The 14,439-nt window shown below is 67.4% G+C and carries 15 protein-coding genes; 5 read left to right on the forward strand and 10 right to left on the reverse strand.

What is annotated here, in order from left to right; genetic code table 11:
• Positions 1-413 precede the first annotated feature (413 nt).
• From mnhG to ABZ827_RS28885, 9 genes are all read right to left on the reverse strand, one after another.
• The gene (gene mnhG, locus ABZ827_RS28845) at positions 414-761 is read right to left on the reverse strand and encodes a monovalent cation/H(+) antiporter subunit G (RefSeq protein ID WP_357243334.1); all 348 of its coding nucleotides are present in this window, start codon (positions 759-761) and stop codon (positions 414-416) included.
• Positions 758-1,018 carry a monovalent cation/H+ antiporter complex subunit F gene (locus ABZ827_RS28850; protein ID WP_357243337.1) on the reverse strand — a complete coding sequence of 87 codons (261 nt, stop codon included), beginning with the start codon at positions 1,016-1,018 and terminating at the stop codon, positions 758-760. Before ABZ827_RS28850 ends, mnhG begins: the two co-directional genes overlap by 4 nt.
• Positions 1,015-1,578 (reverse strand): Na+/H+ antiporter subunit E, encoded by a 564-nt coding sequence (locus ABZ827_RS28855; RefSeq protein ID WP_357243340.1) that lies wholly within the window; start codon positions 1,576-1,578, stop codon positions 1,015-1,017. The genes ABZ827_RS28850 and ABZ827_RS28855 overlap by 4 nt, the downstream gene beginning before the upstream one ends.
• Positions 1,575-3,170 carry a Na+/H+ antiporter subunit D gene (locus ABZ827_RS28860; RefSeq protein ID WP_357243343.1) on the reverse strand — a complete coding sequence of 532 codons (1,596 nt, stop codon included), beginning with the start codon at positions 3,168-3,170 and terminating at the stop codon, positions 1,575-1,577. Before ABZ827_RS28860 ends, ABZ827_RS28855 begins: the two co-directional genes overlap by 4 nt.
• The gene (locus ABZ827_RS28865; RefSeq protein ID WP_357243346.1) at positions 3,167-3,547 is read right to left on the reverse strand and encodes a Na(+)/H(+) antiporter subunit C; all 381 of its coding nucleotides are present in this window, start codon (positions 3,545-3,547) and stop codon (positions 3,167-3,169) included. The genes ABZ827_RS28860 and ABZ827_RS28865 overlap by 4 nt, the downstream gene beginning before the upstream one ends.
• Positions 3,544-6,333, reverse strand: a complete 2,790-nt coding sequence (locus ABZ827_RS28870) for a Na+/H+ antiporter subunit A (protein ID WP_357243349.1) — start codon at positions 6,331-6,333, stop codon at positions 3,544-3,546. Before ABZ827_RS28870 ends, ABZ827_RS28865 begins: the two co-directional genes overlap by 4 nt.
• A gap of 162 nt (positions 6,334-6,495) precedes the next feature.
• On the reverse strand, positions 6,496-8,757 hold the full coding sequence (locus tag ABZ827_RS28875) for an AAA family ATPase (RefSeq protein WP_357243353.1): 2,262 nt from the start codon (positions 8,755-8,757) through the stop codon (positions 6,496-6,498).
• Positions 8,758-8,810: 53 nt separating this feature from the next.
• Positions 8,811-9,266 (reverse strand): hypothetical protein, encoded by a 456-nt coding sequence (locus ABZ827_RS28880; protein WP_357243355.1) that lies wholly within the window; start codon positions 9,264-9,266, stop codon positions 8,811-8,813.
• A 131-nt stretch (positions 9,267-9,397) separates the two neighbouring features.
• Positions 9,398-9,559, reverse strand: a complete 162-nt coding sequence (locus ABZ827_RS28885; RefSeq protein ID WP_357243358.1) for a hypothetical protein — start codon at positions 9,557-9,559, stop codon at positions 9,398-9,400.
• Between the two features lie 200 nt (positions 9,560-9,759).
• Here ABZ827_RS28885 and ABZ827_RS28890 point away from each other — a divergent pair, with 200 nt between their 5' ends.
• The gene (locus ABZ827_RS28890; protein WP_357243505.1) at positions 9,760-10,212 is read left to right on the forward strand and encodes an SRPBCC family protein; all 453 of its coding nucleotides are present in this window, start codon (positions 9,760-9,762) and stop codon (positions 10,210-10,212) included.
• Here ABZ827_RS28890 and ABZ827_RS28895 read toward each other — a convergent pair.
• The gene (locus tag ABZ827_RS28895) at positions 10,187-11,233 is read right to left on the reverse strand and encodes a beta-ketoacyl-ACP synthase III (protein WP_357243361.1); all 1,047 of its coding nucleotides are present in this window, start codon (positions 11,231-11,233) and stop codon (positions 10,187-10,189) included. The genes ABZ827_RS28890 and ABZ827_RS28895 overlap by 26 nt on opposite strands.
• 246 nt (positions 11,234-11,479) lie before the next feature.
• Here ABZ827_RS28895 and ABZ827_RS28900 point away from each other — a divergent pair, with 246 nt between their 5' ends.
• From ABZ827_RS28900 to ABZ827_RS28915, 4 genes are all read left to right on the forward strand, one after another.
• Complete coding sequence (locus ABZ827_RS28900) at positions 11,480-11,740, forward strand: GlsB/YeaQ/YmgE family stress response membrane protein (RefSeq protein WP_357243364.1); 261 nt, start codon at positions 11,480-11,482, stop codon at positions 11,738-11,740.
• 141 nt (positions 11,741-11,881) lie between these two features.
• Positions 11,882-12,607 carry a phosphatidylserine decarboxylase gene (locus ABZ827_RS28905; RefSeq protein ID WP_357243367.1) on the forward strand — a complete coding sequence of 242 codons (726 nt, stop codon included), beginning with the start codon at positions 11,882-11,884 and terminating at the stop codon, positions 12,605-12,607.
• The gene (locus ABZ827_RS28910; protein ID WP_357243370.1) at positions 12,607-13,500 is read left to right on the forward strand and encodes a phosphatidylcholine/phosphatidylserine synthase; all 894 of its coding nucleotides are present in this window, start codon (positions 12,607-12,609) and stop codon (positions 13,498-13,500) included. Before ABZ827_RS28905 ends, ABZ827_RS28910 begins: the two co-directional genes overlap by 1 nt.
• Positions 13,501-13,559: 59 nt before the next feature.
• Positions 13,560-14,327: a Clp protease N-terminal domain-containing protein gene (locus tag ABZ827_RS28915; protein ID WP_357243373.1), complete on the forward strand. Its 768-nt coding sequence runs from the start codon at positions 13,560-13,562 to the stop codon at positions 14,325-14,327.
• Positions 14,328-14,439: the final 112 nt, after the last annotated feature.

Genomic DNA, 14,439 nt, shown 5'->3' on the forward strand with positions numbered 1-14,439 from the left:
GTCCCAGCGGCCAAAACCAACGACTGACCAAAACCAACAGGGGTGGGTCCGGATTCCACCGGAACGACCGGGTCACGATTCAACCGAAGTTGACAACCTCGCCACCCGGCCGCACTCACCGTCGCCCCGGGCGCGTTTTGTTCCCCCTACCGCCCGTCCGTCCACATGCAATCCCACCCCAGTTTCCCGCATGCGACCAGTCCACCTTGGTGGTTCGGGGCCCGTCTCGTTCTGGAGCGACCAGAGCGAGGGAGCGCAGCGACTGAGCGCCGGGAGTGAAGAACGAGACCAAGGGGGCCCCGAACCCCGCGGCGCCGGAGGCGACGCCAAAAAACACAGAACCTTCGCGCGCCGGCCTGCTCATAACCTTCGCGAACCGGCCCTGCTCATCACCCTCGCCCCCTGGCGACACCTCACTGCTGCTCGTCGTCCATCTTGTCCCCCAGCTCGTTCACCGCCAGCGGTATCTTGCGGTGCCGCTGCTCCCGATACGCCGTCCGCCCGATCAGATGCGCGATCACCGGCGCCGTGAGCAGCGTGAACAGCCCGACCAGTACCAGCATCCAGACATTCGGATCGTCGTATACCCGCAGGCACGTGCCCGCCAGGACCAGGTTGAGACCGATCACCTGCGGTTTGGTCGCCGCGTGCATACGCAGCAGCGTGTCCGTGAACCGGACGATGCCGATCGCCGCCGTGAGTGCCAGTATCGCGCCCAGGATTATGAGAGTGCCCGAAACCCAGTCCAGTACCGTGCTCATCGGTCGTCCCGGACCCGGTAGCGGGTGACGGCGGCCGACCCCAGGAACCCCACCAGGGAGAGCGCGACGATCGCCGGGACCACACTCGTATCCCGGCTGTAGGCAGCCCACACCGCGAGACCGCAGATCGACATCGCGATGATCGAGTCGATCCCGACCACCCGGTCCAGCGTGTCCGGACCGGCGAGTATCCGGTATGCGGTGATCAACGCGGCCGCACCGAGCAGGACCGCGGCCACCACGGCAACGACGATCACGGCTGCACCTCCTGGGTGGGCTCGGGTGGTAGCGGGGTCGCGCGGCGCTGGAACGCCGCGATCAGTAGCGCCTCCACCTTCCGGATCGTGCGGTAGAAGCTGTCTACGGATTTCTGGCTGCCGATATCGATGACGTGGACGTAGACCTCGCACTGTTCCCGGTCGATTTCCAGCACCATTGTTCCCGGTATCAGGTTCAGCAGGTTGGTGCACAGCACCAGCACCAGATCGGATTTGAACGCGAAGCGCACCCGCAGTACACCCGATTCGGGTGGCGGGCCGGGTCGCAGGGCGAACCAGGCGAGTTGCAGACTCGATTCGATCGCGTAGTACACACTCACCGCGATCAGCTTCACCAGCGGCAGTATCCGCAACTGTCCCCGGACCGGTATCCGGGGCAGCGGCAGAGTCACCATGATCACCGCGCCGATCGCCAGGCCCGCCAGCACATTCGCGATGCTGATCCGTCCCCACAGAGCCACCCATACGACCATCAGCCAGATCAGGACGCCGATACGCAGTACGTTGTCGCGGTTGACCGCGTGGGAGAAACGGTTCATTTCGTTCCCCCGCCGAGTACGGCGCCGATGTAGATGCCGCGGTCCTGTAGTTCCGCCGCTGATCTGTCGGCGATACCCAATACCGGCCCGGCCCAGATCGTCAGCGAGAGCCCCACCGCGACCAGTGCGGCAGTCGGCAGCACCATCATCGTGGGGAGCCGGCCGGGGTCGGTGCGTTCGTCGTAGAGCATGTCGGTGTGGTCCTCCACCAGTGTCGGGAGGGTCGCGGCCACCAGGTGACCGTCCGGTGCCTGCTCGCGTGGCCGCCAGAACGCCTTACTCCAGACCCGCGCCATCACGTACAGCGTGAGCAGGCTGGTCACCACCGATCCGCCGACCAGGATCCAGGCCAGCGCGCTGCCGTCCGCCGCGCCGGCCTGCAGGAGGGTGACCTTGCCGATGAAGCCCGAGAACGGTGGTATACCGCCGAGGTTCAGCGCCGGGATCAGGAACAGTCCGGCCAGCAGCGGGCTCGCCGCCGCCATCCCGCCGACCCGGCGTAGCGAGGTCGAGCCCGCTTGTCGTTCGATAAGGCCGGCCACGAGGAAGAGTGCCGTCTGCACCAGAATGTGGTGCGCGATGTAGTAGATCGCGCCCGCCAGACCGATCTCGCTGGCGATCCCGACACCGAACATCATGTAGCCGATATGGCTGACCAGTGTGAACGACAGCAGCCGGCGGATATCGTTCTGTGCGATCGCGCCGAAGATACCGATCAGCATGGTGAGCAGGCCGGCGATCAGCAGCAGATTGTCGAAGCCGCCGTCCGGGAACATCAGGGTCTGGGTGCGCAGGATGGCGTATACACCCACCTTGGTGAGCAGGCCGGCGAAGACGGCGGTGACGGGTGCGGGTGCGGTCGGGTAGGAGTCGGGCAGCCAGTTCGACAGCGGGAACACCGCCGCTTTGATACCGAACGCGACCAGTAGGACGCCGTACACGGCCTGGCGGATACCGTCGGGAATCGTCTCCATCCGCATCGCGAGCTGGGCGAGGTTCAGCGTCCCGGTGGCGCCGTAGGTGACGGCGATACCGATCAGGAAGATCAGCGACGCCACCATGGACACCATCACATACGAAACACCCGCGCGGATACGTTCCGCGGTGGCGCCCAGGGTCAGCAGGACGAACGAGGCGACCAGCAGGATTTCGAAGCCGACGAAAAGATTGAACAGATCACCGGCCAGGAACGCCATCGCCACGCCGCCACTGAGCACTAGGTAGGTGGGCCAGAAGATCGAGGTGGGCTGACGTACGGTGCTGTCGCCGATATTCTGTCCGGCGCCGTAGACGGCGACCGCGAGCAGTACGATCGCCGAGACCAGCAGCATGGCGGCCGAGAGCCGGTCCACCACGATGGTGATCCCGATGGGCGTCTCCCAGCCGCCGACCTGCACGGCGACCGTGCCGTCGCGATCGGCCAGATACAGCATCACCCCGCAGACCGCGACCGCGGCGGTGAGCGCGACCATGACGACCACCCGCTGGATCCGGGGGCTGCGCCCGACGACGAGGGTCGCGGCGGCGGCCAGCAGCGGTATGAGTACCGGTAGCGGCGCGAGCGCGGGTAGTAGGTTCGCCGGCAGGGTCATTCTTCGGGTTCCTCCCGCTCGCGCGCGGCGATCCCGACATCCTCCGGGTCGTTCTCGACTTTTTCACTGGTGGTCAGGATGTAGGAGCGGTAGGCGAGTGCGAGTACGAACGCCGAGAGTCCCATGGTGATGACGATGGCGGTCAGAACCATGGCCTGGGCCAATGGGTCGGCCATCCGGTCGCGGACGGTATCGGCCGCGCCCTGGATCGGCGGCGCGCCGTCCGGCCCGCCCATGGTGAGGATGAGCAGGTTGACGGCATTGCTGAACAGCAGGATGCCGAGCAGCATTTTCGTCACAGTGCGCTCGAGCAGCAGGTAGACCCCGCAGGCGACCAGGACACCGACGACGATCAGCAGAGTCAGGTTCGCGCTCATGATTGCACCAGCTCGTCGTCCAGGCGCGCGCCGAGGCTGCGCAGTACGTCCAGGACCAGCCCCACGACGATCAGGTAGACGCCGAGATCGAAGAACAGCGAGGTCACCAATTTGATGTGGCCGAGCAGCGGCACCGTCGCCTCGACGATGACCGATTGCAGTGGCGGGGCGCCCAGTAGCAGCGATACGGTCGCGGTGCCGGCCGCCAGGATCAGGCCGGCGCCCAGGAGACGTCCGGCGTCCACCGGTAGTGCCTCGCCCAGTTCGTACTGCCCGCCCGCCAGATAGCGGAGCACCAGCGCCAGGCCGGCGATGAGTCCGCCGGCGAAACCGCCGCCGGGTGCGTTGTGGCCGGAGAAGAAGAAATACACCGACAGCACCATGATGGTGGGGAATACCAGGCGGGTGGTGATCTGCAGGACCATCGACCGTTCCCGGCGGTCCACCAGCCGCCCCGCGGGCAGCCAGCTCACCTTTCCGGGCCGGTAGTTCGGTGCGTCGGCGGCGCGCGGTGGCAGGCCGAAGCGGCGGCTGCGGAACACCAGCGATGCCACTCCGGTGGCAGCCACCACCAGCACCGATATCTCGCCGAGGGTATCCCAGGCGCGGATATCGACCAGCAGTACGTTGACCGCGTTCTTACCGCCGCCGAACTCGTAGGCGGCCGCGGGGATCCGTTCCCAGATCGGCTCGGTACTGCGGGCGGCGGTGGCGAACGCCGCGAGCACGGGCACCGCGATTCCGGCGGCGAGGGCGATCGCGGCTCGGCCGATCTGGAATCCGGCCTGCTGTTCGGGTCCGATTTCGGCGGGGAAGGCCCGCAGCACCAGGACGAACACCACCAGGGTCAGCGTTTCCACCAGGAACTGGGTCAGGGCCAGATCGGGTGCGCCGTGCAGGGCGAAGATCACGCCGCAGCCGTAGCCGGTGAGCCCGACCACCAGCACACTCGCCAGGCGGTTGCGCAGCACCGTGGCGCCCAGCGCCATGGCGATCATGATCGCGCCGATCACCAGCTGCATCGGGCGATCCCAGAGCCGCAGCTCGACGCCCGTGCGGGTGCCGACGGCCAGGACCACCGCCGGCAGGATCACCAGCGTGCCCAGGATGACGGCCTGGGTCAGCGGCAGCGAACCGCGCTGCACCGCGCCCGTCATCCGCAATGAGATCCGGTCCATCGCGCGCAGGGCGGCGTCGTATCCGCGGTCGGCGTTGCCCAGCAGGGTCGCCGATTGGCCGAACCGGTCACGCCATGCGAAGAAGGCGGCGCCGCAGGCGACGATCACCACGGTGAGCAGCAGCGGCCAGGTCAGACCGTGCCACAGTTGCAGATGCGCGGTCAGCGCGCCGGGCAGTGTCGCCGCATACGGCGCGAGCAGACCGTCCATCCAGGGCGCGGCGAGACCGGCGCCGAGCGAACCCAGGGCCAGTAGTGCCGGCGCGGCGATCAGCGCGACCCCGGGCGCGTGCCAATCCCGGACCGGGACGCCGGGTTTATCGGCGAAGGCGCCCCACAGGAAACGTGCGCTGTAGGCGACGGTGAGCATCGATCCCAGCACCACACCGATACAGAGCAGTGCACGGCCCGTACTGCTGAGCGGTTCGGCGTCCAGTACCGCGCTCAGTGCCGATTCCTTCGCCACGAAACCCCATAGCGGGGGTATACCGGCCATACTCAGCGCGGCCAGGCCCGCGGTCGCGAACAGTACCGGCGCGCGTCGGCCGAGTCCGGACAGTTCGCCGATATCCCGGGTCCCCGCACCGTGGTCGATGATCCCGACGACGAGGAACAAACATGCCTTGAACAGCGCGTGCGCGACGATCAGGCCGATACCGGCGAGGGCGGCGTCGGGTGTGCCGATGCCGACCATGATCACCAGGAAGCCCAGCTGGCTGACGGTACCGAAGGCCAGTACCAATTTCAGGTCGGTGACCTGCATGGCGCGTAGCCCGGCCAGCAGCATGGAGGCCAGCCCGAGGGTGAGTATCAGCGGCCGCCAGACCGGTTCTTCGGCGAAGGCGGGTGCGAGCCGGGCGATCAGATAGACACCGGCCTTCACCATGGCCGCCGCGTGCAGGTAGGCGCTGACCGGCGTGGGCGCGGCCATCGCGCCGGGCAGCCAGAAATGCAGTGGGACGATGGCCGATTTGCTCAGCGCGCCGACCAGTACCAGTACCAGGGCGACCTGGACGGCGATACCGCCCGGCGGCTCGGGAGCGGCCAGCAGGTCCGAGAGTAGATAGCTGCCGTAGCTCTGCCCGAGTACGACGATGCCGACGAGCATGGCCAGCCCGCCCGCGCCGGTGACCAGTAGCGCCTGCAGCGCGGCCCGGCGCCCGGCGGCGCTGTCGGAGTTGTGCCCCACCAGCAAGAAGGAAAGCACCGTGGTGATTTCCCAGAAGATGAACAGCAGCAACATATTGTCGCTGGTGACCAGCCCGAACATGGCTCCGGCGAAAGCGACCAGCCAGGCGGCGAAGGACCCCAGTTTGGCTTCGTCGTCGGTGAAATAGCGGGCGCAGTAGGCGAGTACGAGCGCACCGATGCCCAGTACCAGTGCGCTCATCACCGTGGCGAGCGAGTCGAACCGGAGCTGCAGGTAGAGATCGATGGTCGGCGCCCACGCGTAGCGGACCTGCTGGGTTTCGTTCCATCCCGCCATCACCCACACCAGCGATGCGAGCGGTACCAGTGCCAGTGGATAGAACGCGTTGCGGCCCATGACTCGCACGGCGGCGGGCGCGATCAGCGCGGCCAGACTGTGTGCGAGCAGGATGGCGAGCAAGCGTTACCTCCGTCGGGATTCAGGGGCGGCGGGGTATTGCGCGCTCATCATATGCGAGCACGAACTGGCACCATCGTACAGATATGCGGACCTCGGTCCGTATCCGGCTACCGTTCGGCAACGGTATGCCCAGGTCAGACATAACGGACAGGGGCTACCGGATCAGTCGCGGGCCTCCGCGTATCGGCGTAGCGCTTCGACCTGCCCGGGGTCCAGTGAAGGCCGGACCGCGCGGCGCGCGGCGTCGATATCGCCGGCAGTGACATCGGCCGCCATCACATCACGGCGCATCGCCGCCAGCGCGGCTTCGCGCAACAGCGCGGCGCAGTCGGCTGCGGAGAAACCGTCCAGGTCCGCGGCCAGCCGCGCCAGGTCGACCGATTCGTCCAGCGGCACCGCGCGCCCCGCGGTCCGCAGAATCGCCTCCCGGCCCTGCGCATCCGGCGGCGGGACGAAAACCAGACGCTCGAGCCGACCGGGCCGCAACAACGCCGGATCGATGAGATCGGGACGGTTCGTGGCGCCCAGGACCACTACGTCACGCAGCGGTTCCACCCCGTCCAACTCGGTCAGCAACGCGGCCACGACGCGATCGCCCACCCCGGAATCGGAGCTCTGCCCCCGCCGCGGCGCCAACGCGTCCACTTCGTCGAGGAAGATCAGCGACGGGGCGGAATCCCGGGCACGCTGGAACAGTTCCCGCACCGCGCGCTCGGACGAACCGACCCATTTGTCCATCAATTCGGCGCCCTTGACCGTATGCACGCTCAGCTGCCCGGTACCCGCCAGCGCGCGAACCAGAAAAGTCTTCCCGCATCCGGGCGGGCCGTACAGCAACACCCCGCGCGGCGGATCGATCCCCAGCCGGGCGAACGAATCGGGGTGCCGCAGCGGCCACAGCACCGCCTCGGTCAGCGACTGTTTGGTCTCGGCCATATCGCCCACATCGTCGAGTCCGAGGCTGCCGATCGCCGGCTCCTCGGTCCCCGAACGAGACAGCGGCCGGATCACCTCCAGTGCGCCCAGCAGGTCCTCCTGCTCCAGCCGGGGTTCCGAACTCTCCCGGCTCGCCCGCGCCGCCGCCCGCAATGCCGCCTCCCGGCACAGGGCGGCCAGATCGGCGACGACGAAACCGGGAGCACGTGCGGCGATCTCGTCGAGCCCGAGTTCACCCGTGGGCACTCTGTTCAGCAACTGCTCCAGGAATTCCTGCCGAATCGCCGCGGTGGGCAGTGCCAGGGCGAGTTCGCGGTCGCACAGGTCCGGCGCGCGCAACCGTTGATCGACCGCGGTGGGATGCGCGGTGGTGGCCAGTAGCGCCACGCACGGTTCGGCCACCGCCGCCCGCAACTGGTCCAGGATCAGAGTGGCGACCGGTTCGGCCGATTCGGGCAGCAGGGCATCGATATCGGTGACGAGCAGAACCCCGCCCTTACCCGACCCCGCCGCGGCGACAGCGGCGGCGACCTCACGCAACCGCGCGCCGCTCTCGGCGGCACCCACGGACGGGCCGTCCAGCTCGACCACCCGCCGCGGCGCTGCCACCGCGCGCGCCAGCGTGGCCTTGCCCACCCCGGCCGGACCTGTGATGAGCACACCCAGGTGCGGGGCGGCACCCAGCGCTTGTAACAACTCGGGTTCGTCCAGCGCGAGACTCAGCCATTCGCCGAGCTTCGCGGCCTGCTGCCGGGCCCCGGCCAATTCCTCCACCCTGACCTCGGTGGCGGGGGCGTTCGTAACGGGAACCGACCCCGGTAGATCGGATTCGCAGACGGTATCGAGATGACTCGGCACCAGCAGCTGATCCGGTGAGCCCGGTGCGCCCTGCCCGTTGACCCGGACTGTTGCCGGCTGGTTGCCGGTGGCCGCCCCGGCCGTCCACTGGACCGCCGTATTCGGCTGCACACTGACCGCACCGCCGGCCGGATCGGTAGCCACCACGGTGAGTAGTTCCGAGGTCCAGGCGATCCCGAACGTCCGGGACAGCGCCTGGCTCGCCTGTGAAGACGGAATATCCGGGCCCAGATCCCGCGGCAGCAGCGATACGGTGTCGCCGACGGTCACCACTTTGCCGAGCAGCGCCTGCCGCAGGGTCGCGGCCGGGATGGACTGAGTGGCGTGCCGGGATCCGCTCACCGAGATATTCCGGGCGCCCTGCACCGGCGCGGGCGAGACGACCACGGTGGTGTTCTCCCGCAGCCCGGCATTGGAAAGGGTCACATCGTCGAGAAGCGCGGTGCCCGCCGGGGTGCCGGCCGGGGCCAGGCCCGCCACCGCGGCCGTGCGGCGTGCGCCGACCAGCGCGATACCGTCCCATTCACGTAGGCCCAGCGCGGTCAGCACCTCCGGGTGCAGCCGGATCACCCCACGCCGGGCATCCGCGGCGGACGGGTTCAGTCGGACGGTCAAAGCCAGTTCAGCCACGTTGTTTATTCTGCGCGTCTTCGGCGCGCGATGCCGGGGCCCGAGGCGGTGGGTTATCCGTCGACGATGATCCCGGAGGCCACGGCGACCTTCTGGTCTGCGAGGTTGCTGGAGTTGCAGACCAGTTTCGCGGTGCCGAGCGCGGCGTTGGGGTTGCCGACGAATGCGCTGTCGGGGTTCTCGCCGAGGATCGCGTGGACCAGTTGCTGCTGTTCCGGTTCGTCGAGCTCGGCGAACTGGGCGCAGGTGGTGTCGGAGGCCCGGGTGGGTGAATCCTCGGCGGGACTGCTGGTCTGCGCCGGGGTCTCGGTGGAATCGGTATCCGACTCCGGGGCGGGGGTCTCGCCGGTGGCGCCGGTATCCGCTCCGGTTTCCGGCGCGTTCTGCGTGGTCGCGGTGTTCTTCCGGAGCCCGGACGATTCGGCCGGATCCTCCTCCGACGAGCAACCGGACAGCGCCAGCGCCGTGAGAGCGGCAGCGGCTACGACAACAGTTGAGATTCGCTTCATAACGCATTCCCCGGGGTCAGCCGCGCCGGAGCCTCCGGCGCGCACTGTAATTCTGGCGTCGCCTCCGGGGCCTCGGGGTTCGGGGGCCCCTTGGTCGGCGATATACCGCGCCGCCTGCGGTGACCTGGGGATCAGACCCGGTGTTCGCGGACCATATCGAGTTCGGAGGGGGTGAGTAGACGTTCCAGTCGTTCGTCGACGCGATCGTCCGCGGTCGCGTCATCCGGGTCGAGGGCGGGGAGCTTGGGTAGTCCCTCGGAGTTGTCGCGGCGCAATAGCGAGCGAAGGTTCACGGCCCATCACCTTACCGTAGCTGAGTGTTTGCTGGCGTCGTGTCTTGCTTGCGGTGGCGTATACGGAACCGGTTTGTCTTCCTCCTCGATTCTGCTTCCGGAACGACGATATCGATACGCGGCCGGGGAAAATGTGACCGAGCCGTCGCCAATCGCTACCCTTCCTGATACTTGAAGTCTCAGCTACCCCGGAGGCAATGTTGCCGAAGAATCTGGAAACCAGCATCGACATCGCTGCCGCGCCGGAGCGTGTCTGGTCCGTAATCGCCGATCCGCGCCGGATGCCGGAGTTCAGTCCGCAATGTGTGCGGATGATCCCCATCGGCAAGCCGAAGGCGGGCGTACTCACGGTCAACCTCAACCGGGCCGGCTGGAAATTCTGGCCGACCACCTCCCGCATCCTGCGTTACGAGAAGAACAGCTCCCTGGCGTTCCGGGTCACCCAGAACCGCACGATCTGGACCTACACCCTGGAACCGACCGAGGACGGGACCCGGCTGGTCGAACGCCGGGACGTCCCCAACGGCACCACTTGGGTCTCGAGCACGCTGGTCAACGCCCTGCTCGGCGGCGAAACCGCGTTCGAGGAGGATCTGGTGCGCGGGATGAACGAATCCCTGGCGAAGATCAAGACAGCGGTAGAGGCGGGCTGAACTCCGGCAGCGTCACCACCTGTGCCGCGTAGGACAGCCCGGCGCCGAAGGCGATGAGCAGGGCGGTATCGCCCGGTTTCGATTGCCCGGTGCGCAGCAGTGTCTCCATGGCCAGCGGAATCGAGGCTGCCGAGGTGTTGCCGGCTTCCTCGATATCGTTGGCCAGCGCGCAGTCCTCGGGAAGTTTCAGGACCCGGGCCATGATCTCGATGATCCGGCCGTTGGCCTGATGCGGGATCATCGCATTCAGATCGTCGATGGTCAGCCCGGAGCGGTCGACAGCGTCGCGGCAGACCTTCTCCAGCGAGTGGGCCGCCCACCGGAACACCGCTGTTCCCTCCATCGCGAGATAGGGGCGAACGGCGTCGAGCCCCTTCTCCTCGATCTCGGTGAAGAATTCGACCCAGTCCTTGTCCTGGCGGATCGCTTGGTGTTGCGTACCGTCCGACCCCCAGACGACCGGTCCGATTCCCGTTTCCGGGGCCGGCCCGACGACTACGGCGCCGGCGCCGTCCGCGAACAGGAACGCTGTGCCACGATCGGCCGGGTTCACCGTATCGGACAGTTTCTCCACGCCGATGACCAGGACATATGACGAGGTTCCCGCTCGCACCAGATCCGAGGCCATTGCCAAGCCGTGGCAGAAGCCGGCACATCCGGCCGAGATATCGAAGGCGGCGGCACCGTTGGTGCCGAGTTCGGTGGCGATACGTGGTGCGGCGGCGGGAGTCAGCAGCAGGTGGGTGGAGGTGGCGACGATAACGCAATCGATCTGGTCGCCGGCGATCTCGGCGGATGCCAGGGCGCCGCGGGCGGCCGCGACGCTCATCGACCGGATGGTTTCGGAATCGTCGGCGAACCGGCGCGTGCGAATACCGGAACGGGTGCGGATCCACTCATCGCTCGAGTCGATCGGCCCGGCTACTTCGTCGTTGGTGACGACGCGTGCCGGGCGGTAGACGCCCAGTCCCAGGATCGCGGTGAACTGCGCCCCGGTCGTCTGGGCGAGCTGAGTAGCCATGGTGCTTCTCCTATGTACCTGCGGCGCCGCCGCGAGGGGTGACCCGATTTCGATGTGATTCCCCACCCGGCTGGACGGCCGAGCGGCAATCCGAAGACATGAGGCACCCTCATATTAGCTCGGAGTTCGCGTGTCGGCAGCTCATATCTGATTTTCGCCGGTGGTTATGCCACCGGTACCCGGGTATGGCCGGGGTACGGGTTCGCTACCGCGAGCCCGCCACCGGAGAGATAAGCGAGGAACACCATGCTCGGTCTCGGCATCATCGGCTGGATCATCATCGGCGGTATAGCCGGATGGATCGCCAGTAAGATCATGAAAACCGATGCGCAACAGGGAATCCTGCTGAATATTGTGGTGGGTGTCGTCGGCGGCCTGCTCGGTGGCTTCCTGCTCGCGGCCCTCGGCGTCGATGTCGCGGGCGGCGGCTGGTGGTTCAGCTTCTTCACCTGCCTGGCCGGCGCCGTCATCCTGTTGTTCCTGGTGAAGTTGGTCGTGCGGAGGTAGCGCACGACCGACGCCCGGCGGCCGGTGCCCTGTTCGGCGTAAGGTGTGAACGCTTGCGCCGACAGGTTCGCACCCGGTCGTCGCGGGTGTCCGATTGCACATCGGTCCGAGTGGATCGAACCGAGTTCGAAAGAGGAATCAGTGGCACGCCGTCCCACCCCGCCCGGTACCCCGGAACGTACCGGTCCGGGCCATCTGGCCGATCTGGTGCGCAACGCGATCCCGCCGATCCATCCGGCCGGGTTGCCCTTTGTGGCCGTGCCACTGGCCGTGGCTGTACTGGGTGGCCGGCGGCGCTGGGTCCGCCGCGCCGGGCTCGCCGCCGCCGCCGCGAGTGCCACCTTCTTCCGGCATCCGCATCGGGTCCCGCCGAACCGGGTGGGTGTGGTCGTGGCGCCCGCGGACGGCGAGGTGGCACTCGTCGATACGGCGGCCCCGCCCGCTGAGCTCGGTCTCGGCGAAGACCCGCTGCCCCGGGTGAGTATCTTCCTGTCGGTCCTGGACGTGCACGTTCAGCGCACTCCGGTCTCCGGAGTCGTCCGTGAGGTGCGTTATCAGCCGGGTAGCTTCAAATCCGCCGATCTGCCCGAGGCGAGTGCGGCCAACGAGCGCAACAGCATGCTGATCGACACCGAATCCGGGGAACAGGTGGTCGTTGTCCAGATCGCGGGGCTGCTCGCGCGGCGCATCGTCTGCGACGCCGTGGCCGGCGATCGGATCACCATCGGCGACACCTACGGCCTGATCCGGTTCGGCTCCCGGGTCGATACGTATTTCCCGGCCGGTACCGAACTACTGGTGAACAACGGGCAGCGGACGATCGGGGGGGAGACGGTGCTGGCGGTTCTGCCGTCCGCCGAATCGTGATGGAGCAGGTCATCGAAGGCAGGCGTCGCCGCTCGATCCGGCTACTGCCCAGTATCGTCACGATCCTTGCCCTGTGCTCGGGGCTTTCCGCGGTCAAGTTCGGTCTCGAGGGTGAGCTGAAGATAGCCCTGGCCATGATCGGCGCCGCCGCGGTACTGGATACCCTCGACGGCCGGCTCGCTCGCCTGTTGTCGGCCACCACCAAGATCGGCGCGGAACTGGATTCGCTCTCCGACGCCATCTCCTTCGGGGTAGCGCCCGCGCTCGTTCTCTATATCGTGCTGTTCGATGGGGAGAGCAGCGGTGCGGGCTGGATCATCGCCCTGTTGTTCGCGGTGAGCATCGTGCTGCGACTGGCGCGGTTCAATACGCTGCTGGACGACGATACTCGGCCGGAGTGGGAGCGGGAGTACTTCGTCGGAGTGCCGGCGCCGGCCGGTGCGCTGATCGCCATGGCGCCGATCGCGCTGTATGTGCAGTTCGGTGACGGCTGGTGGACGAGTTTTCCGATCGTCGCGGCGTGGACCGTGTTCACCGCCGCGCTCTGTGTGAGCACCATCCCGACGCTGGCGATGAAATCGGTTTCGGTGGCGCCGCAGGCGGCCGCGGGCCTGCTGGTTCTGGTGGCGCTGGCCGGAGCCGCGCTGATCACCTACCCGATCGTGCTGTTGCTGGTGCTGATCGTGCTGTATCTGGGGCATATCCCGTTCGCCTGGTATTCGCAGCGCTGGGTGGCCGCCCGGCCCGAGACCTGGCAGTACAAACCCGCCGAACGCCGCGCTCAGCGCCGGGCCGACCGGCGGCTGCCGGTGCTGCGCCGCCCCGATATCCGCCGCCCGGCGCTGCGCGGGGATTCGCGGCTGCGATTGCGGCGTCCGGGTGGGCGGAACTGAAATCGCCCTATCGTCAACTCCCGGTTGACGATAATCATGCGTCAACTTATAGTTGACGCATGAACTCTCCAGTGCGATTGGACGACCTCATCGAGGTCATCAAAAAAGCCCGTCCCGACAATGCCCTCGAACAGCTCTCGGACGCGGTGGTCGCCGCCGGTCACCTCGGAGACGTGGCCGACCATCTGATCGGTCATTTCGTCGATCAGGCCCGCCGTTCGGGGGCTTCCTGGACCGATATCGGCGCGAGTATGGGTGTCAGCAAACAGGCGGCCCAGAAGCGATTCGTGCCCAAGGGTCCCGGTGACCCGTCCGCCGAAATGGACCCGAACGCGGGATTCGCGAAATTCACCGACCGCGCTCGCGCCATGGTGGTGGCCGCGCAGGAGGCGGCCAGTGCCGCCGGCGCCGATCAGATCACCCTCGCCCACCTGATCCTGGGCCTGCTCAGCGAGGCCGACAGTCTGGCGGTGCGGCTGATCGCCGACCAAGGTATCGCGCCCGCGGATATCGCCGCGGCGGCGATAGCGGCCTCGGGTGCGGCGCCCGGCGCGGCGATCTCGCCCGAGGATCTGAAGGCAGCCACCTCCGCGGGCAAGATGAGCGGGCTCGTTCCCTTCGACGCCGAATCCAAGAAAGCGCTGGAACTGACGTTCCGGGAAGCGTTGCGCCTCGGACACAATTACATCGGCACCGAACACGTCCTGCTGGCGATCCTGGAACAGGAGAACGGTTCGGGGATTCTGTCCGGCTCGGGCCTGCGGAAGGATGCGCTCGAAACGCGCCTGCTGGAAATTCTCCAGCAGATCGTGGCCGGTCGGCAGTAGATCCCCGCGGGCAGCCGGGACTCCGCGTTTTGTGCGAAAGGATCGTGGGTGCGACGGGTGGAACCGGGCGGGCGTTCGTTCGCAGTGCTCCCGGTGCGGGCGATTGTCCCGG

Origin of the sequence: Nocardia sp. NPDC019395 (assembly GCF_040632335.1) — a bacterium.
GTDB lineage: Bacteria > Actinomycetota > Actinomycetes > Mycobacteriales > Mycobacteriaceae > Nocardia.